The following is a 19,549-nucleotide window of genomic DNA, read 5'->3' on the forward strand; positions in this document are numbered from 1 at the left end:
CTATGATTTTAGTGTATATAAAATGCCAAGGAGGATTAGGGATGCTACAGATTTTTAATACATTAACTCGTGAAAAAGAAAAATTTGAGCCATTAAAACCAGGCGAAGTGAGTATGTATGTCTGTGGTCCAACGGTGTATAACTATATTCATATTGGAAATGCTAGAAGTGCAGTGGCATTTGATACGATTCGAAGATACTTTGAATACCGTGGATATAAAGTTAAGTATGTGTCTAACTTTACAGATGTAGATGATAAAATGATTAACGCAGCAAAAGCCAACAACACTACTGTGAAGGCGATTGCTGACAAGTATATTGCGGCGTTTGATGAAGATATGAAGGCGCTGAACGTTTCTAAAGATATTATTCACCCTCGAGCAACTGAAAATATTAAAGAAATAATTGATTTTGTTAGCGATTTGGAACGAGAAGGATTCGCATATAATGTTGATGGTAATGTCTATTATCGAGCTCGAAAATTCGATACTTATGGTGCATTAGCTCATATTAATGTTGATGATCTTGAAGTTGGTGCAAGTAATCATGTTAACGATGAAGAGTTTGCTCAAAAAGAAGACCCAATTGATTTTGCTTTATGGAAAAAATCAAAGGGCGATGAAATATCTTGGGATTCACCATGGGGTAAAGGCCGTCCCGGATGGCATATTGAATGTTCAGTAATGTCTACTAAGTATCTTGGAGATTCTATTGATATTCATGGTGGTGGGGAAGATTTAATTTTTCCTCATCACGAAAACGAGCGGGCTCAAAGTGAAGCTAAAACTCACAAGCACTTTGTAAATTACTGGATGCATAATGGCTTCGTTACAGTTGGTGACGACAATGAAAAGATGAGTAAATCACTGGGAAACTTCATTACAGTTCATGATTTACTGAATGAACTGGATGGACAAGTAATTCGTTTTCTAATGTCTACCACACACTATCGTCGTCCAATTCAATACAATGATGCTAGTGTGCAGGAAGCTAAAAGTAATCTCAAAAAGCTACAAAATGCTTATGAAAATCTTAACTACCGTTTAGATGATGCCGTTGATGGTAATGATCCTAAGGCAGATCAAGAAATTCGCCAAGTAGTTGCCGATTTTATTGATAGCATGGATGATGATTTTAATGTTCAAAATGGAATCGCAGCAGTATATGAATTAGCCAAGTTAGCTAATAATTATGTTCAAAATAGTGTTGTACAAGCAGACACTATTAAATTATTTTTGAATAATTTACAAGAGTTGTCCCTTATCTTTGGACTTGTTTTCCATAAGGCTGAGCTCAACGACGATGAAATTTTGCAATTGATCGATGAACGTAATCAGGCAAGAAAGAACAAAGATTTCATTCGTAGTGATGAAATTCGTGAAGAACTTACCCTTAAGGGAATTGTTCTGGAGGATACTCCTCAAGGAACAAGGTATAGAAAGGAAAAATAGAATTAATGACTGAAGACTTTTCTTCAATTAATGGAATTGCATTAGCTTATATGGGTGACGCAGCCTATGAAGTGTACATTAGGGAACACCTAATTCGTCAAGGATTAACCAAACCAAACAGACTCCACCATATTGCTACTAACTATGTTTCTGCTAAGGCACAAGCTGCCTTGATCAAACTGATGGAAGAAGACACATTTCTTTCAGATGAGGAGTGGGAATATTTCAAGCGTGGCCGGAATTCAAAGAGTTATACACATGCAAAGAATACTGATGTAGTAACTTATCGAATCTCTACTGGATTTGAAGCCGTTTGTGGTTTCTTATTCTTAAGCGGTCAAACTGATCGGATGCAAGAGTTTGCAGAATACTGTATTAAACAAGTAGAAAGTGGGCGAATCCAACATGGCAACAACTGAGAACGAAAATGAAGATTTTATTATTGGTCGCCACCCTGTAGTCTCTGCATTAAAAGGTGATAACCCAGTTAATAAATTGTTTATTCAATCTGGTATTAGTGACGATGAAAATGTCGTTGCGGACATCATAAAATTAGCAAAGAAACGTAAATTAGTTGTCTCACAAGTTCCTAAGCAAAAATTGGACTTGCTTTCAGATCATCAAAACCACCAAGGGGTCGTTTTAGCTGTTGCAGCATTTAAATATGCTTCAATCGATGACCTATTTGATCACTCTGAAAAAGTTGGGGTTCCACCATTCTTTGTTATTTTAGATAATATTGAGGATCCCCATAACCTAGGCTCTATCATTAGAACGGCCGACGCCGCTGGAGTTACTGGAGTGATTATTCCTAAGCATCGGGCAGTTGGCTTGACTTCAACAGTTGCTAAAACCTCCGCGGGAGCAATTGAACGGGTTCCAGTTGCCAGAGTGACTAATATTTCCAGTGCAATTAAGGAACTAAAGGATCGGGGCCTTTGGATTTTCGGTACCGATGTCAAAGGAACTGATTATCGTCACTGGGATGCTAAAGGTGCAGTGGCAGTGGTAATTGGTAACGAAGGTAAAGGAATCTCTCCACTGGTTAAAAAACAAGTGGATGAGATGCTGACGATTCCTATGGTTGGAGACATTCAAAGTTTGAATGCTAGTGTTGCTGCCAGTGTTTTGATTTATCAGGGATTCAATTCTCGTAACCCAATCGGCGGAAACTAGGTGATTCTATGAAGGAAGAACTATTGATTGTTGACGCGTACAACATGATTGGTAACTGGCCTCATTTAACAAAGTTGAAGCTGGCTGATCGCTTGGAAGACGCTCGTGATGAGTTGCTAAGTGAATTGGCAGAATATAAGAAGTATCAAGACGTCAATATGATTGTTGTTTTTGATGCCATGTATGTGCCGGGCAATTCCAAGAGCTTTATCAACAAGTACGATATGGAAATTGTGTGGACTAGCAAGGATCAAACTGCTGATAGTTATATCGAAGCGTTGGCTAGAAGAAAGCAAGATAGATTTACCCAAGTCGTTGTGGCAACTAGTGATCAAGCTGAGCAATGGACTATTTTTGCAGCGGGTGCGTTGAGGATTCCTGCTAGAGAATTATTAGCTGATGTGCAGAGAACAAAAAAGGACGTTGAAATTGAGGCTCAAAAGATAACTGATCAATCATTAGTTGCAAGACGTGGCAGATTAAAGCCTGAACAACTCAGGGCCTTGGAGCGATTGAGAGATCGACTTTCAAATGAGGGTCATTAATAAAATATTAAGATATTAATATTAGTAAATTGGTATATGTAAAATAATCTCGAATAAACTTTCGTTCGCTTGTTTGTCTGAATATCTTTTTGTAGTGTATGTGTTTGAAAAATACACAAGGGAGATTTTCATGAACAATTTGAATGAACAACAAAAAGTTATCGTAGCACTGAATGGTGATGATGAAGTATTCGAGGAGCTCTTTATTCAGTATTATCCTGTAGCTAGAAAAATTCAGAATAATTTTTTCGTTTCTGGAATGGATAAAGATGATTGGGATCAGGAATCCCGAATTATTTTATATAAGGCTATGCAAAAATTTAATCCCAGTATGCGGGTGAGTTTTGGTAGTTTTTACAGTCGCTCTTTGAGAAACCGGGCAATTGATTTAGTTCGACTAAATAATGCTCAAAAAAGGGTGCCGGATAATCAAGTATCTTCAATAGATGTGAATGAGAATTATTATTCAGACACAGTGATGGATGATGCTTCCACGTGTCCTGAGAGAACGACTATGTATTTGGAGCGTTTCGAATGGGTGTTAGGCGAATGTTCTGATATGGAACGTGAGGCCTTAATGAATATGATTTCGGAACCTAATAAAAATTTAGAATTAAATGAAAATCGTGCTTTAACAAATGCATTCGAGCGGTGTCGCCGAAAATTTAAAAATGACTAAATTGACGATATCGTGATACAATGCTATGATTGTTTTGCTTGTTAGGAGGTGCCAAAATGGCACAAAGAAAGGCTGCTCTAGCTTGTTCAGTTTGTGGTTCAAGGAATTACATGATTCCCGTTAACCCTAACCGTTCAGAGCGACTCGAGCTCAATAAATTCTGCAAACATTGCGGAAAGTATACATTGCACAAAGAAACTCGTTAATTAATTGTCTATAAAGTAGGGAGATTTAAATTTGAGATTAGTAAACTTTTTTAAATCGGTAGTTGCTGAGATGAAAGTTGTTACTTGGCCAAATGCTAAGCAAACCAAAGATGATACTAGTACTGTTGTTGGTACAGCAATTATCATGGCGATTTTTCTAGGAATCGTTGACTGGCTTGTTCAGTACGGTTTAACATTTTTATCGTAGTAAATGTCGCATTATCAGTAGATATTTGATATTATGTGTTTGAGGCCTGAATTTTTTCAGGTTTTTTTGTTTGTCGTAAATAATTACAGTGAGTTACTTAAAGGAGATTAAAGCATTGGTTGAATCCGTTGAAAAAAGATGGTACGTGCTACATACGTACTCTGGTTATGAAAATAAAGTTAAGTTAAACCTTGATAGTCGTAAAGATTCGATGGGAATGGCTGATTACATCTTTAGAGTAGTGGTTCCTGAAACTGAGGAGCATGAAGTTAAAGATGGTAAAGATAAAGTAAAAATGGACAAGACCTTCCCAGGTTATGTATTAGTTGAAATGGTTATGACTGATCAAGCTTGGTATGTTGTTAGAAATACTCCAGGAGTAACAGGATTCGTTGGTTCTCATGGTCAAGGAAGCAAGCCAACTCCATTGTTAGATGATGAAGTTAGTCTTGTTCTCAAGCGTCTTGGAATGAGCACTCGTCATGAAGAGCTGGACGTTAATGTTGGCGACACTGTTAAAATCATCGATGGTGCCTTTACTGGTTTAGATGGTAAGGTTACCGAAATCGATAACGAAAAAATGAGATTAAAAGTAAATATCGATATGTTTGGTAGAGAAACAAGTACTGAACTAGAGTTTGATCAAGTAGATACTGAAATCTAATAAATCAAATCAGGTGACATTATGAAATTAATGTTGGCTTATGGAATTTTTTTTATTGCGCTAGTAATTATTCTCGGCTTGGTTTGGACTTATGTGCATGCTGGAAAATTACTTTATTCTAAAAATAGCGTTGAATCACCCGATGAAAGTAATCGGGTGCCAACGCTATTTGTTCCTGGATTTTTTGGTAATCGGTTTTCGTTTGGCCGCTTATTGAGTAGATTAGTGAATGGTTTTCATGCGAATAAGTCTATGGTAATCGTCGTGAAACGTGATGGATCATTGAAGGTTATTGGTGCACTTGATAAGTCTCGGCCGCTAATCCAAATCCTGTTTAGCAAGAAAACAGTTAGGGTTAAAGAGCAAACTACTGCAATAATGAAAATTATTAATTTACTCAATTCCGATTATTCGATTAATAAGGTAAATCTAGTAGGGCACTCGATGGGTTCGATTTCAGTAATTTGGTCGGCCACTAATATGGGGAAACAAACTCATACAGTCATTAATAAAGTGGTAACTATTGCAGGACCGTTTAATGACATTGAAGTGGCCACTAATGCCCGTGGCATCGAACAGACTGAATTGAATGCTGATGGTCCAGTTAGTAGAAGTAAGGTCTATCAAGTCCTGTCTGAAACTATTAAAGACTTACCAACGAATACGCAAATTTTAAATATTGGTGGAATTTCTGATTCCAAGAGCAATAGTGATGGCGCGGTTTCCATCAATAGTGTGCGATCACTAGGCTTTATCGTTAGACAAATTACCAAGAGATATCAAGAGTTAATAATCACAGGAAAAAATGCGAGTCATCGGTTGTTACACGAAAATCATCAGGTGGACAAATCGCTGGCAGAATTTCTATGGGATTCTTAAAAATCGGTTGTCGATGCTTCAAATATGTTGTATACTATCAAAGTATGTTTATTGCATACAAAACGTGGGAGGAGAAATTTATATCTCCATTAACCACACACGGACTTAAGGAGGTTATGTCTCGTGGCAAAGAAAGTAGCAAACGTTGTTAAATTGCAAATTCCTGCGGGCAAAGCAACACCCGCTCCTCCTGTTGGTCCTGCGTTAGGACAAGCAGGTATCAACATCATGGGCTTTACTAAGGAATTTAATGCAAGAACTGCTGATCAAGCAGGGATGATTATTCCAGTTGTAATTACTGTGTACGAAGATCGTTCATTCGACTTCATCACAAAGACTCCACCTGCTGCTGTTTTACTCAAGAAGGCTGCTGGTGTTCAAAAGGGTTCCGGCGAACCAAATGTTAACAAGGTTGCTAGTGTAACTAAAGACCAAGTTAAAGAAATTGCCGAAACTAAAATGCAAGACCTAAACGCAGCTGACGTCGAAGCAGCAATGCGAATTATTGAAGGTACTGCTCGTAGTATGGGATTCACTGTCGAAGGATAGTCAATTTCATTTAAGAGGATTATTTTCAATGATGCGTTGCTTGCGCGTCGCGTGGGAGGTTAATCCGTTATAACCACAAAGCTAGGAGGAAAACACACATGGCTCGTAATAGAGGTAAAAACTATAAGGCAGCTTTAGAACAAGTCGATCAAGAAAAGGCTTATTCAGTTGATGAAGCTGTTGAATTAGTAAAGAAAATTGATTTCGCAAAATTTGACGCAACTGTTGAAGTTGTCTTCAATTTAAATGTTGATACTAAACAAGCTGATCAACAATTACGTGGTGCCGTTGTTCTACCAAACGGAACTGGTAAAGATCAAACTGTCGTTGTATTTGCAAAGGGTGACAAGGCTAAAGAAGCCGAAGCAGCCGGTGCAGACTTCGTTGGTGAAGCTGACTTAGTTGAAAAGATTCAGGGCGGATGGTTAGACTTTGATGTTGCCATCGCTACTCCTGACATGATGGCTCAAGTTGGTCGTCTTGGACGTGCCCTTGGACCTAAAGGTTTAATGCCTAACCCTAAAACTGGTACAGTTACTATGGATGTTGCCAAGGCTGTTAAAGAATCAAAAGCCGGTAAGGTAACTTATAGAACTGACCGTGACGGTAACGTTGCAGTTCCAGTTGGTAAGGTATCATTTGATGCAGATAAGCTTATCGGAAACATTAAGACTATCGAAGAAGTTGTTGTACGTGCGCGTCCAGCATCTGTTCGTGGAACTTATGTTGAAAATGTATCAATTTCATCAACATTTGGACCTGGTGTCAAAGTTGATATTGAATCATTCTAAAGAATGATTAACTAAAATCCCTATTTGACGATTATCGTCGCCTATGGTATATTACTAAATGTCGTAAATATACGCGCCTAAGACTCAGGTGGCCTTGTGCCTCAATATCCTGCCGAGGAATAATCTTTTTCCTATGTCTAGGTGGGCATAGGGATTTTTTTTAAAGTCCCGACCAAATAAACTGGGAGGTGAAAATTCGTGAGTGAACAAAGTATTGCTACTAAAGCAAAACAAGTTGAAGAAATTGTTGAAAGTATGAACAATGCATCTTCAATGGTAGTTGTTGACTATCGTGGTTTGACTGTTGAAGAAGTAACTGATTTACGTAAGCAATTACGTGATAATGGTGTTAAGATGGTCGTTCTAAAGAACAAATTATTACAACGTGCAGCTGAACAAGTTGGCTTGGATGATTTGAAGACTGTCTTTAATGGACCTACTGCTGTTGCTTTTGCTTCAGATGATGCTGTTGCTGGTCCTAAGATTATGCACAGTTTCGCTAAAGATCATAGTGCCCTTGAACTTAAGGGTGGTGTTATCGACGGTAAGGTTGCTTCTCTTGATGAAATCAATCAATACGCTACATTACCTAGTCGTGAAGAATTATTGGCTACTCTTGCTAACATTCTTCAAGCACCAGTTCGTAACGTTGCATACGCTGTTAAAGCTGTTGCAGATAGCAAAGATTCAGATGACGGCGACGCCGCATAAACTTAAAAATACTTATTAAGAAGTATAATGGAGGAAAATATAATGGCTTTCGATAAAGACAATATTATTGATCAAATTAAAGATGCTTCAATCACTGATTTAAACGATTTAGTATCAGCAATTGAAGAAGAATTTGGTGTTTCAGCTGCTGCTCCCGTTGCCGCTGCAGGTGCTGCTGGTGGCGACGGTGCCGCTAAAGATTCATACGATGTTGAATTAACTGAATCTGGTGACCAAAAAGTTAAAGCTATCAAGGTTGTACGTGAAATCACTGGCCTTGGTTTGAAGGATGCTAAGGGTCTTGTTGATGACGCACCATCAATCATCAAAGAAGGACTTTCAGAAGACGAAGCTAACGAACTTAAAGCTAAGCTTGAAGAAGTTGGTGGAGTTGTAACTCTTAAGTAGTCTAACTACTAGAGTTCGACTTTAAAGGAGTATATCGTTTACGATATACTCCTTTTTTTGTACACTTTTTAGTGAAGATGATTGTGAGACCGACAGTTAGCTGGCATAATAAGTTGGTGGAGGTATTGTATGTTAAAAAAATTCTGGTCATTTATCGACAAGAGAATGTCATTACTCAAATTCATTTTTGTTTTTTCAGTACTTATTTTTGTTATTCGAGAATCCGCTAAGGTATTTAGAGAAGTTAGTGGCTCGCAATTGCAAACAATAGTTGCTGATCAATCGCAAGTTGCTTTATTAGTGTTGCTTGTGGTTGGATTCATATCTATTTTGCCAATGATGATTTACGATTTTTCAATAGTGAAGTTTCTCCCAGGACATTTTAAGAAGTCCTACGTAATAAAAAGTGGTTGGGTTGTGAATACATTTACCAACCTTCTGGGATTCGGTGGCCTTTTAGGTTCTAGTCTAAGAGCTCATTTTTACGGAGAAAATGCTTCAAAAAAACAGGTCGTATATGCAATCTCAAAAGTAGCTTTGTTCTTAGTTTCCGGATTATCGGTCCTATGTTTTGAAGCCTTAATATTAATTTTTGGTTTTGGTATTGGCAGTCAATTCACTAAATATTGGATTTGGTTAGCTGGTGGAGCAATTTATTTCCCTGCTATGTTTTTATTTACAAGGTTTAATCATTCATCTTTTTTTGATGATCTAAAATTAAAAGATGAACTCATTATGACTGGTGGATCCGTCTTGGAATGGAATAGTGCTATGGCATTTTTCCTATTTGTTGGTTACATGATGGGCATTCACACAGACTTTGCTGCCATCATTCCAATTTTTGTTGTGGCTAACATCGCTGGGGTTATTTCGATGATTCCTGGTGGTTTAGGCTCGTTTGATGTGTTTATGATACTTGGCCTAGGAATGGTTGGAGTTGGCAAAAGTGATGCGATTGTTTGGATCTTGATGTATCGTTTGTTTTATTATTTGTTGCCATTCTTAGTTGGCGTCGGGTTGTTTATTCACGATACTGGTAGTAAATTAAATAATTATCTTAATGGGCTTCCCAAGTTAATAGTACAAAGGGGAGCACAAGTTGTATTGACAGGATTTATGTACTTCTCTGGTATTATGATGCTGTTGTTTGCAACTATCCCTGATCTAGTTGTTGAAAATAAAATTTATTTACGTTTATTTCCATATTCAATTTTCTTTTTAAGTCACGTACTCAATATTATCGTTGCGTTCCTACTCATTGGACTAGGAAGTGGACTATGGTCCTTAAATAAGCGTGCATTCGTCCCAACTGTGATTGTGTTAGTCATTTCGATAATTAACACATTTTTTAACGAAGCCTTCACATGGCGGATGATCGCTATTCTAATTATCATTCTAGTATTATTGATGTTATCCAAAGGGGTACTTTACCGTGACAGGATGGCCAATTCATGGGGCAAAATGATTTTTAATTCATCGATTTTCTTCATTACCTTTTTGGCTTATGTAATTGTTGGAATCGTAACGCACCGTGGCGGTCCACGTTCATTTAACATGCCTACCTTTTCATCTGGAATAACATGGTTACTTGGGTTTATAGGTTTATTGGTTGCCTTCTTGGTCTTGATTGGCATAAATGCTTATTTAATTGGGCGAAAGCCTGCTTGGCTTAATTTGCCATTCGATGGTCCTAGAATTCAAGCTATCATCGACAAGTTTGGGGGTAATGAAGATAGTCAATTAGCCTTTCTTCAGGATAAAACCATATTTTATTATCAAGAAAATGGGGAAGACCAAGTATTCTTTATGTTTAGACCAGTTGTAGATAAGTTAGTTGTCATGGGAGAACCTGTTGGGAATCCAGAAAAATTCAGTGTGGCAATTGACTATTTTATGGAACAGGCTGATAAACAAGGATATAAATTAGTATTTTATGAGATTAATGAAGATTTAACGATGTTATTGCATGAAAAGGGATTTGATTTCATCAAAACTGGTGAAACAGGCCTTGTGGATGTGCAAAATTTCACTCTCGCGGGAAAGCGTCACCGTGGTGAAAGAGCGTTAATGAACAAATTTGATCGTGATAATTACTCTTTCGAGATTTTACAACCACCTTTCTCTAAAGAATTTATTCAGAGGCTTCGAGAAATATCGGATGAGTGGCTAGACGGCAAGGAAGAGAAGGGATTCTCATTAGGATTCTTCGACGAATATTACTTAAATCAGGCACCAATTGCCGTTATGAAAACGCCTGAAGGGAAGATAGTTGCCTTTGCTAATATTATGAGTAGTGGCAACTCTTCTGTTACCTCAATCGATTTAATGCGTTCAAGTGCAGATGCGCCTTCTGGAATCATGGATGGTATTTTCGTTAACCTGTATAACCAAGCCAAAGATGACGGCTATCAGTACTTTGATTTGGGAATGTCGCCACTTTCGAATGTTGGTACGTCTAAATTTAGTTTTTTTGAAGAAAGAATCGTCCATATCATTTATGAATATGGTGCCAGTCTGTACAGTTTTGAAGGCCTCCGGTCATATAAAGATAAGTATGTTGATAAATGGGCTCCAAAATACATTTCTTATTTCAAAGGATCATCATTGGCCTTTGCGACGCTTCAAGTGTTTACAATCGTCAATCGAAGAGCGGATAAGCAACCTGGAAAGCTAAAAATAATTAAATATTTACCGTTTACTGAAGGTAAATGGTAGATAAAAGTATATATCTAATTAATCTGTATTTTTTAAGTAGGTGGAGTTTTGCTAATGTTTTGGCAAAATTCCACTTTTTTTAATAAATTTATTTTTTTAAATGAATTAAGAATGATATAACTAATGTATACATCATAAAAGTCATTGTATGATATAGATGTAAAAAAACATTTTAAACATTATTTGCTTCGCTGATTGAGTGATCCAAGTAATGTCGAGAATGGAGCGGGGGAGAGAAACATGAAAAAAAAATTAATTTTTTTATCAACATTGATTGGAACGATTTTGGGTGGAGGGGCTTTAAGTGTATCTGCTAATAGCAGCCAATATAAACCATTTGTTCCTAAAAAATTGGGAATTATTAAAGATTCAAATGTTATTAAATACAACAGCGTTAACTGGGGCTGGTATGATAGTGTTTATCAGAAAAAATATTTTACCAGTAAAAAAAGTACGACATTTATATATAACAAAAATAGTAGAACCATGATTATTCGTTACGTGAATACCAATAAACATAATTCCAAAGTGAAATTCAATTATATGAAGTTAGTGTTTAGTCACGGACGTAAGAATCCTACTATATCCTACTATTACAAATTAAATAATCATAAATTCAAATTTATAAATTCCGTTAAGTATCATTTAAAGAACAGTGGTAATTATTAAATTTAAAGGGGGATTTTTGTTTGAAATCTTATATTAAGCAACTTTTTTCTGTGAATAAGTTCGTAAAAATTTGGTTGGTTTTAGTTTTGGCAGTAGCCATTTTATTAAGTTTTAAAATTTCAGGAGATAGCGGATCATTTTCGGATAACAGTGGTGTCATTACCAGTGATAATTATTTTTCAAGTTATGTCATTGGATTAGAGAGTGCTTTACACATAGTTGTTAGTATTTTGGTTCCATCGCTGTTCCTTTCGATAATTCCAACCTATATTACTTCATCAATATGGATATTTTTATACGGTGGATTGACAATGACTTTTAATTTTTCAGTAATGTTTAGTATTATTTGGAGTTCAGCATCAAACTTTAATAGTTTTATGGCTGCAATAGTGCAAGTAATATATTCATTGGTCACCTTATACTTCATATTGATCATATTTAAGCTTGTGGCATTAATTTCTGATGTATTTATGGATAATCTAAGATTTAGAACTTACGGCAACTTATTTTCGAATTGGCTGCACGCGATTTTTAAAGTTGTTTATTCACAAAGAGTCGAAATCGTATTATCGACCGTCGCTGTTTTTTTGGTTAATTTGTACTTGATTGGTGGCTTTATTTGATTCCAATGTGAAGTAATTCAGCAAATAGCTAGGATAGGTTTAATGAACAAAATTATAAGAAGAGTTCTAATTGCAATATTGATTTCAGTGGCTTTCGTCCTGATGTTATCAACATCTTCAAAAATGGCAGTTAGACTTGATTTATTATTGTGGGGAAATCCAATTTATGCAATTGAATCTAATCCTTACAATGATAAAGATGCAGCAGAATTGTTTCCACATAAAAAGGGAATAATGGTTTATTCCGTTTCTCCAAAATATAGTATTGATCCCTTTTATAGTACAGGTGATCCATTATACACATTTATCATCCACAAATATTGGATATTCAAGGTTGCCGAACCGACTATGACACCTTAACTTGGTGGAGATTATAATGAAAAAATTTGTAAAAAGATTGCTGATGGGACTTTTCATAGTTATAGCGTTCATTTTAATTTTATCAATATCACCCAAGCTTTCTGTTCGCACGACTATGGCATTTTCGGGACATCCAGTTAAAGCGATAATGTGTGATCCGAAACACATTGTGAGTGATGATGCCTTCGGTGAAAAGTATTATGCGATTACTGATAGATATTGGTATAGAGGTTAAGATATCACCCTCCCAATAGTATCTGCATTTAGAGTTCATAAATATTTTATATTTAATCTCGCATTTCCCACTGAATATCCTGATTAAAGTAAAGTGTATTATTGCGAATTGCTCGCTTATTAACCATTTAATACTCGAAAGGAAACCAGAGTGAAAAAAATAATTTTACGCATTATGATAATTTTAATCACATGTGTCGCTGTGTTTTTTGTTCTTATGTCATTAACGCCTAAGAACGCTGTTCGAACCAGAATTATACTATCAGGACATGTTATAACTGCTTTAAAATGCACTCCACGTAAAGAAAATTATGAAATAAATCCTGGTCACATAAAAATTTGGAGAATTTCAAATGAATACAGATATCCAAGCTCGGATGAAACATATCATATACAGATATTTGCAATCCAACATTTTTTATTTTTCTATCGCGCAGTATCGGCGCCTGGTTATGGATAAAGTTATGTTAGTTGTTAACATTGTCCCTAGAGAATTTAGAAGAGATCAAATAGCTTAATTGAAAAGCATGTGTTGCATGGTCGTATAGTTCATAAGATTTTTCGAACCAATTAAAGCTAAGTCAAAGCGTAATACATATGTTTTTATGTACTCTGAATAATTTTAAGTAGTAATTTATCATTAGATTAACGGTAAATTACTATTTTTTTGTATACATTTTTTTATTTGTTCAGTTATTAAATTTTTTTGGAATCCATTGGCATGAATGAAGAAATTTTACTATGTTTTACTAGTCAACTTAATCTAACGGAAGTGTAAAATCATTCTCTGAATGTAATTTATTTGCAAATGCTTACATGGCGCTGTAATAGGGAAAGTAATTTCAATACGAAACCAATTTTTTATTCAACAACATTGACAGTCACTAGTAAAAAGAGTAAATTTTAGTTAGTAAAAATTTAGTAAAATAAAAAGGGTGATTAATATGATTAATGATGATGCAAAAACCAAATTCAAAGAATTATACGGTAACGATTCGACGCGTCTTTTCTTTGCACCTGGAAGAATTAATTTAATTGGTGAACATACTGATTATAATGGGGGAAATGTTTTTCCTTGCGCAATCAGTTTGGGAATCTACGCCGCCTACGCTGATCGGGACGATGATGTCATTAGAATGTATTCGATGAATGTTCCAGATCAAGGTGTCATCGAATTTTCATTAGATGATTTGACTTATAACAAAGCCATTGGCTGGGGCAATTATCCTAAGGGTATGGTTGCAGAAATCATTAGTCATGGTCACAAAATAGGTCACGGCTTTGATTTAGTTATGAATGGTAATCTGCCGGATGGCGCTGGATTATCTTCTTCTGCTGCAATTGAATTATTGATGGCTGAAATTGTTAACGATGTATTTAAACTAGGAATTGACCAAAAAGAATTAGTTGAGTATGGTAAATTAGTTGAGAATAATTTCATTGGGGTCAACTCAGGAATTATGGATCAATTTGCTATCGGAATGGGTAAAAAAGATAAAGCCATTCTTTTGGATACCAACACTATGAAATATGAGTACGTTCCAGTTGAACTTGGTAACCGGGTAATTGTCATTATGAATACCAAGAAACATCGAGAATTACAAGATTCTAAATACAACGAACGCCGTTCAGAATGTGAAGAAGCTTTAAAACGTCTTCAAACAGGGATTGATATTCAATCTCTTGGTGATCTTGATGAATCTAATTTTGATCAACATAGTTATTTAATTAATGATGATATTTTAATTCGCCGAGCTCGCCACGCCGTCTTTGAAAATCAACGGACGTTGCAAGCTAAGTCGGCATTGATGAAGGGCGATTTAAAGACATTTGGTCACTTAGTGGATGCTTCTCATGTTTCATTGCATTATGACTATGATGTTACTGGGAAAGAATTGGATACTTTGGCTGAAACTGCATGGAAGCAACCAGGAGTGATTGGTGCGCGAATGACAGGAGCTGGCTTTGGTGGTTGTGCAATTGCGATTGTCGACAAAGACAAGGTTGACGACTTCATTAAAAATGTTGGCGAAACTTATGAACAAACCATTGGTCATCCAGGAGAATTTTATATTGCTGAAATTTCTGATGGTCCAAGAGAAATCAAATAAACTTTTTGGAGGTATTAATAAATGGCTGTATTAGTTTTAGGTGGTGCTGGTTATATCGGCTCACACACAGTTGATCGATTAATTATGAACGGCTACGACGTCGTGGTTGTCGATAATTTGGTCACTGGACATGTGGCTGCGATTAATGAAAAGGCAAAATTTTATCAAGGCGATGTTCGTGATAAAGAATTCTTGAATGATGTTTTCAGTAAAGAAGATATTGAAGGAGTTATTCATTTTGCTGCGTTCTCTATTGTTCCTGAATCAATGGAAAAACCTTTAAAATATTTTGATAACAATACTGGTGGCATGATCACTTTGCTTGAGGTGATGCATGAGCATAACGTTAAGTTCATCGTCTTCTCATCAACTGCGGCCACTTATGGAGAACCAAAACAAATTCCGATTAAGGAAACAGATCTGCAAGTGCCAACTAATCCATACGGTGAAAGTAAGCTAGCAATGGAAAAAATTATGCACTGGAGTGACGTTGCCTACGGAATTAAATTTATCGCTCTTCGTTACTTTAACGTTGCGGGTGCTAAAGCAGATGGATCAATTGGTGAAGATCATAATCCCGAGACTCACTTAGTACCAATTATTCTTCAAGTCGCAGCAGGAGAACGAGATAAATTAACTATTTTTGGAGACGATTACGACACTAAAGATGGTACTAATGTTCGTGACTATGTCCATGTAGTTGATTTAGCAGATGCTCATATCTTAGCTCTTGAGTATCTTAAAGATGGCAATGACAGCCAAGCCTTTAATCTTGGTTCATCAACTGGATTTTCAAATAAAGAAATGCTTGAAGCTGCAAGAGAAGTTACTGGTAAAGAAATCCCTGCTGAAATGGGACCTCGCAGAGCTGGTGACCCTAGCACTTTGATTGCCTCTAGTGATAAGGCTCGGAGTATTTTGGGATGGGATCCTAAATTTGATGATGTTAGAGAAATTATCAAAACCGCTTGGAACTGGAAAGTCACACATCCAAACGGATATAACGATAGGGAAGGAAAGTAATTCTGTGATGGAAACGGCAGTTGATAAATTCGTTACTTTAATTATTAAATCTGATTCACCTTATTCTGAAATTGATCGGATCTACGTCACTAATTTGATTTTTCGTTTGATTGGTGATGGCAAGGGAGAAGCAACCAATGATGAAGAACCAGTTGATTTAGCAAATGATCTGGTGGATTTAGCAATCACTCATGGAGTAATCGATGATTCGATTACTAATAGAGAAATTCTTGAAGATCAGTTAATGGATTTGCTTACACCGATTCCATCAAAAGTTAATACTATCTTTTGGAATAAATATAATATTAGTCCCGAAACTGCAACTGATTACTTCTACAAGTTAAGTCAATTTAATGACTATATTAAAACAAGGGCCATCGCTAAGAATGTTTCTTATGAAACAGATACCCAATACGGTAAGCTAGAAATTACTGTGAATTTATCTAAGCCTGAAAAGGATCCTAAGGCAATTGCGGCGGCTGGCAAGGCAAAGAGTAACACGTATCCAATTGGACCGTTAGCCATCGAAAATGAGGGCTATTTGGGCCGCTTGGGTTATGCTGCTAGAAGCAATCATCGAGTGATTAGGATGATGATTGGTGGTCAGCCATGGGGGTTTCAATATTCGCCATACGCTTACTTTGGTGAACATGCCATTTTTCTAAATCAAAAACATGTTCCAATGGCGATTAATCAACAGACGTTTATCAATTTAGCTGATATTATTCGCCAATTCCCACACTATTTTGTTGGTAGTAATGCTGATTTACCGATAGTTGGTGGATCTTTATTGGCACAGGACCACTATCAGGGTGGTCGCCATACATTTCCAATGATGAAAGCTGCAATCGATAGACAAATCGATTTGGGAATTGATGGACTGCAAGCCGGGATTGTTAAGTGGCCAATGTCGACAATTCGCTTAGCTAGCAGTGATGCTACTAAGGTAATTACGGCAGCTAACAAGATATTCTTGAGCTGGATGAACTATTCTGACGAATCTGTTGATGTTCGAGCATATACTGATAAAACTCGACATCATACCGTTACTCCTATCGCAAGGATGGATGGAGATCAGTTTGTTATGGATATCGTTTTGCGTGACAATCAAACGTCAGCAAAGTATCCTGACGGAATTTTTCATCCACATAAAGACGTCCAACATATTAAAAAAGAAAATATTGGATTAATTGAAGTCATGGGAAGAGCAATTTTACCCGCAAGGTTAAAATTAGAGATGAAAGAGGTTGAACAGTACCTATTAGGTAAGCCTAACGAAATCGCTGATTATCACCGGGAATGGGCTGACACAATTGCAGATAATAATTCAATTGATGAAGATAATGTTGAAACAATTGTCAATCGAGAGGTTGGTTTAGTCTTTTCAAGAGTTTTAGAGGATGCTGGAGTTTTCAAATGGGATGATCAAGGACAGACCGCATTTGATAAGTTCGTTTCTCAAATCTAATATTTTGATGATAATACACTGGGAAAGCCATTTTTCCAGTGTATTTTTGATAAAATTAAGGAAATAAGATTAACGAAAGTAGGGTAACACCATGAAGCTAATTGCATATAATGTGCGTGATGACGAAATTCCGTTTGTTAAAGCTTGGGGCGAAAAAAATAACGTTGAAGTTAGTTATTCTATTGATACATTGAATGCTGAAACTGTTAAGCAGGCTCAGGGATACGATGGTATTTCTGGTTTACAGACTATTCCTTATGATGAGGCGCTTTTTTCCGAGATGAAAGAGATGGGCATTTCAATGTTGGCTTTGAGAAATGTTGGCTTAGACAATGTTGATTTAACTGCCGCTAAGAAGGCTGGCATAGTTGTGACTAACGTTCCAGCATACAGTCCTGCAAGTATTGCCGAATTCGCAGTTACATTGGCATTGGCAGTTAATCGCAAGGTCGGGTATATGTACCATCAGCTTCATGAATTAGGTGAATTCCATTTTTCACCAGACTTTATGGGTCAATTAATTAGTAATCAAACAGTTGGTGTAGTGGGTACTGGTAGGATTGGTCGTGAAGCAATTAGAATGTTCACAGGATTGGGAGCAAAAGTAATCGCGTACAGCCAATCACACTTAGATGATTCCGACTTGAATTTTACTTACGTTGATAGTTTAGAAGAACTTTTGGACCAGGCAGATGTGATTGATTTACATATTCCTGGAGTGCCTGAAAATGAGCATTTATTTGATGAGAAAGCATTTAAGCACATGAAATCATCAGCTATTCTTATTAATACAGCGCGAGGGTCAATCGTTGATACGCAAGCATTAATCTGCGCTCTTGAAGAAGGAGAAATTGCCGGTGCAGGTATCGACACTCTTGAAAATGAATCTGCTGATCTGCAAAATTCTCGTTCTACAGCTCAGGTGACTGATTCAAATGTTTTGAAACTAGCTAAGATGCCTAACGTAATTGTTACGCCACATTCGGCCTTTCATACTGATGAAGCGGTCATGAATATGGTCAACATTTCATTTAATAATTTAAAACAACAATTAACGGGCGGCGAAGTTGATAATTTGGCCAAATAAAAAAAGCGCGTTGAGAAATTCTCAACGCGCTTTTTTTAGATGTCGTAATCACTATCATTCATTGATTCAACATTTCCAAGAAGGTATCCATTACCAACTTGGGAGAAGAAATCATGATTAGAAGTTGATGTAGAAATTCCGTTCATAACAACCGGATTAACATCAGCAGCAGTATCAGGGAATAGCGGATCTTGACCAAGATTCATCAAGGCCTTATTGGCGTTGTATCTGATAAATGTTAGCACTTCATCAGTCCAGCCAGTTTGATCATATAAAATATGAGTATAATTTTCTTCGTTTGAATACAATTCATACAAGAAATTGTACATCCAATCTTTTAGTTCCTGTTGTTTTGCTTTAGGTAGTTGATTGAAGGTAACTTGGAACTTGTAACCGATATAAGTTCCATGAACTGATTCATCACGTAAAATCAATTTAATGATTTCAGCGACGTTAGCCAATTTGTTATGACCCAAGTAATAAAGTGGGGTATAGAATCCAGAATAGAATAAGAAAGTTTCCAAAAATACACTGGCAATTTTCTTTTTGAGTGGATCAGATTCCTGAGTGTACAAGGCTTCAATCTTCAATGCTTTATTTTGTAAGAATTCTTCACTGTCACTCCAGTCAAAAATTTCATCAATTTCTTCTGGTGTGTTCAATGTAGAAAAGATTGAAGAATAACTTTTAGCATGAACAGATTCCATGAATTGGATGTTGTTTAACACAGCAGTTTCGTGCATGGTTTTAACATCTTTTCTCAATGAAGCCATTCCTTCTTGAGATTGCAATGTATCAAGTAAAGTCAAACCACCGAAGACATGACCTACGACCCATTTATGGTCGTCATCAAGTTCTCGCCAATCGGAAAGGTCATTAGATAGTGGAATTCGGGTATCTAACCAGAATTGTTCAGTTAGCTTTTCCCAAGTTGCTTTATCAATTTGATCATCAATTGCGTTCCAATTGATTGCTTTATAATTTTCAGTCAT

The 19,549-nt window shown here is 36.5% G+C and carries 24 protein-coding genes and 1 other annotated feature; of the genes, 23 read left to right on the forward strand and 1 reads right to left on the reverse strand.

What is annotated here, in order from left to right:
* Window positions 1-41: 41 nt before the first annotated feature.
* The 23 genes from cysS to O0236_RS03775 all read left to right on the forward strand — a co-directional run bounded on the left by cysS (window position 42) and on the right by O0236_RS03775 (window position 18,557).
* Window positions 42-1,451: a cysteine--tRNA ligase gene (cysS, locus tag O0236_RS03665; RefSeq protein ID WP_268912769.1), complete on the forward strand. Its 1,410-nt coding sequence runs from the start codon at window positions 42-44 to the stop codon at window positions 1,449-1,451.
* Window positions 1,452-1,456: 5 nt separating this feature from the next.
* The gene (locus O0236_RS03670; protein WP_268912770.1) at window positions 1,457-1,870 is read left to right on the forward strand and encodes a Mini-ribonuclease 3; all 414 of its coding nucleotides are present in this window, start codon (window positions 1,457-1,459) and stop codon (window positions 1,868-1,870) included.
* On the forward strand, window positions 1,857-2,627 hold the full coding sequence (gene rlmB / locus O0236_RS03675; RefSeq protein WP_268912771.1) for a 23S rRNA (guanosine(2251)-2'-O)-methyltransferase RlmB: 771 nt from the start codon (window positions 1,857-1,859) through the stop codon (window positions 2,625-2,627). Before O0236_RS03670 ends, rlmB begins: the two co-directional genes overlap by 14 nt.
* 8 nt (window positions 2,628-2,635) lie before the next feature.
* Window positions 2,636-3,172 (forward strand): NYN domain-containing protein, encoded by a 537-nt coding sequence (locus O0236_RS03680; RefSeq protein WP_268912772.1) that lies wholly within the window; start codon window positions 2,636-2,638, stop codon window positions 3,170-3,172.
* Window positions 3,173-3,302: 130 nt separating this feature from the next.
* Complete coding sequence (locus tag O0236_RS03685) at window positions 3,303-3,851, forward strand: sigma-70 family RNA polymerase sigma factor (RefSeq protein ID WP_268912773.1); 549 nt, start codon at window positions 3,303-3,305, stop codon at window positions 3,849-3,851.
* 56 nt (window positions 3,852-3,907) lie between these two features.
* A complete protein-coding gene (rpmG, locus tag O0236_RS03690) occupies window positions 3,908-4,057 on the forward strand; it encodes a 50S ribosomal protein L33 (RefSeq protein ID WP_125007950.1) in 150 nt (49 codons plus the stop codon).
* Window positions 4,058-4,088: 31 nt separating this feature from the next.
* The gene (gene secE / locus O0236_RS03695; RefSeq protein ID WP_268912774.1) at window positions 4,089-4,265 is read left to right on the forward strand and encodes a preprotein translocase subunit SecE; all 177 of its coding nucleotides are present in this window, start codon (window positions 4,089-4,091) and stop codon (window positions 4,263-4,265) included.
* 115 nt (window positions 4,266-4,380) lie between these two features.
* Window positions 4,381-4,929 (forward strand): transcription termination/antitermination protein NusG, encoded by a 549-nt coding sequence (nusG, locus tag O0236_RS03700; RefSeq protein ID WP_268912775.1) that lies wholly within the window; start codon window positions 4,381-4,383, stop codon window positions 4,927-4,929.
* 21 nt (window positions 4,930-4,950) lie between these two features.
* On the forward strand, window positions 4,951-5,808 hold the full coding sequence (locus O0236_RS03705; protein ID WP_268912776.1) for an alpha/beta hydrolase: 858 nt from the start codon (window positions 4,951-4,953) through the stop codon (window positions 5,806-5,808).
* Window positions 5,809-5,931: 123 nt separating this feature from the next.
* Complete coding sequence (rplK, locus tag O0236_RS03710) at window positions 5,932-6,357, forward strand: 50S ribosomal protein L11 (protein ID WP_035167585.1); 426 nt, start codon at window positions 5,932-5,934, stop codon at window positions 6,355-6,357.
* 98 nt (window positions 6,358-6,455) lie between these two features.
* Window positions 6,456-7,148 carry a 50S ribosomal protein L1 gene (gene rplA, locus O0236_RS03715; protein ID WP_268912777.1) on the forward strand — a complete coding sequence of 231 codons (693 nt, stop codon included), beginning with the start codon at window positions 6,456-6,458 and terminating at the stop codon, window positions 7,146-7,148.
* A 58-nt stretch (window positions 7,149-7,206) separates the two neighbouring features.
* Window positions 7,207-7,317: a sequence feature (ribosomal protein L10 leader region), on the forward strand.
* Window positions 7,318-7,346: 29 nt separating this feature from the next.
* Window positions 7,347-7,859, forward strand: a complete 513-nt coding sequence (rplJ, locus tag O0236_RS03720) for a 50S ribosomal protein L10 (RefSeq protein WP_329608906.1) — start codon at window positions 7,347-7,349, stop codon at window positions 7,857-7,859.
* Between the two features lie 42 nt (window positions 7,860-7,901).
* Window positions 7,902-8,267, forward strand: coding sequence for a 50S ribosomal protein L7/L12 (gene rplL, locus O0236_RS03725; RefSeq protein WP_268912778.1), 366 nt, complete (start codon window positions 7,902-7,904; stop codon window positions 8,265-8,267).
* Between the two features lie 129 nt (window positions 8,268-8,396).
* The gene (gene mprF / locus O0236_RS03730; RefSeq protein ID WP_268912779.1) at window positions 8,397-10,982 is read left to right on the forward strand and encodes a bifunctional lysylphosphatidylglycerol flippase/synthetase MprF; all 2,586 of its coding nucleotides are present in this window, start codon (window positions 8,397-8,399) and stop codon (window positions 10,980-10,982) included.
* A gap of 240 nt (window positions 10,983-11,222) precedes the next feature.
* Window positions 11,223-11,651, forward strand: coding sequence for a hypothetical protein (locus O0236_RS03735; protein WP_268912780.1), 429 nt, complete (start codon window positions 11,223-11,225; stop codon window positions 11,649-11,651).
* Between the two features lie 20 nt (window positions 11,652-11,671).
* Window positions 11,672-12,274, forward strand: coding sequence for a hypothetical protein (locus O0236_RS03740; RefSeq protein WP_268912781.1), 603 nt, complete (start codon window positions 11,672-11,674; stop codon window positions 12,272-12,274).
* A 42-nt stretch (window positions 12,275-12,316) separates the two neighbouring features.
* Entirely contained in the window at window positions 12,317-12,634 is a 318-nt protein-coding gene (locus tag O0236_RS03745; protein WP_268912782.1) for a hypothetical protein, read from the forward strand.
* 16 nt (window positions 12,635-12,650) lie between these two features.
* Entirely contained in the window at window positions 12,651-12,869 is a 219-nt protein-coding gene (locus tag O0236_RS03750) for a hypothetical protein (RefSeq protein ID WP_268912783.1), read from the forward strand.
* A gap of 352 nt (window positions 12,870-13,221) precedes the next feature.
* A complete protein-coding gene (locus O0236_RS03755) occupies window positions 13,222-13,386 on the forward strand; it encodes a hypothetical protein (RefSeq protein ID WP_268912784.1) in 165 nt (54 codons plus the stop codon).
* A gap of 426 nt (window positions 13,387-13,812) precedes the next feature.
* Window positions 13,813-14,979 (forward strand): galactokinase, encoded by a 1,167-nt coding sequence (locus O0236_RS03760; protein WP_268912785.1) that lies wholly within the window; start codon window positions 13,813-13,815, stop codon window positions 14,977-14,979.
* A gap of 21 nt (window positions 14,980-15,000) precedes the next feature.
* The gene (gene galE, locus O0236_RS03765) at window positions 15,001-16,002 is read left to right on the forward strand and encodes a UDP-glucose 4-epimerase GalE (protein WP_268912786.1); all 1,002 of its coding nucleotides are present in this window, start codon (window positions 15,001-15,003) and stop codon (window positions 16,000-16,002) included.
* Between the two features lie 7 nt (window positions 16,003-16,009).
* A complete protein-coding gene (locus tag O0236_RS03770; RefSeq protein WP_268913301.1) occupies window positions 16,010-17,470 on the forward strand; it encodes a UDP-glucose--hexose-1-phosphate uridylyltransferase in 1,461 nt (486 codons plus the stop codon).
* Window positions 17,471-17,561: 91 nt separating this feature from the next.
* Window positions 17,562-18,557, forward strand: coding sequence for a D-2-hydroxyacid dehydrogenase (locus tag O0236_RS03775; RefSeq protein WP_268912787.1), 996 nt, complete (start codon window positions 17,562-17,564; stop codon window positions 18,555-18,557).
* A gap of 35 nt (window positions 18,558-18,592) precedes the next feature.
* Here O0236_RS03775 and nrdF read toward each other — a convergent pair whose 3' ends face one another.
* Window positions 18,593-19,549, reverse strand: a complete 957-nt coding sequence (gene nrdF, locus O0236_RS03780) for a class 1b ribonucleoside-diphosphate reductase subunit beta (RefSeq protein ID WP_268912788.1) — start codon at window positions 19,547-19,549, stop codon at window positions 18,593-18,595.

Source organism: Lentilactobacillus sp. SPB1-3, assembly GCF_026913205.2.
In the GTDB taxonomy this organism is placed as follows: Bacteria; Bacillota; Bacilli; order Lactobacillales; family Lactobacillaceae; genus Lentilactobacillus; species Lentilactobacillus terminaliae.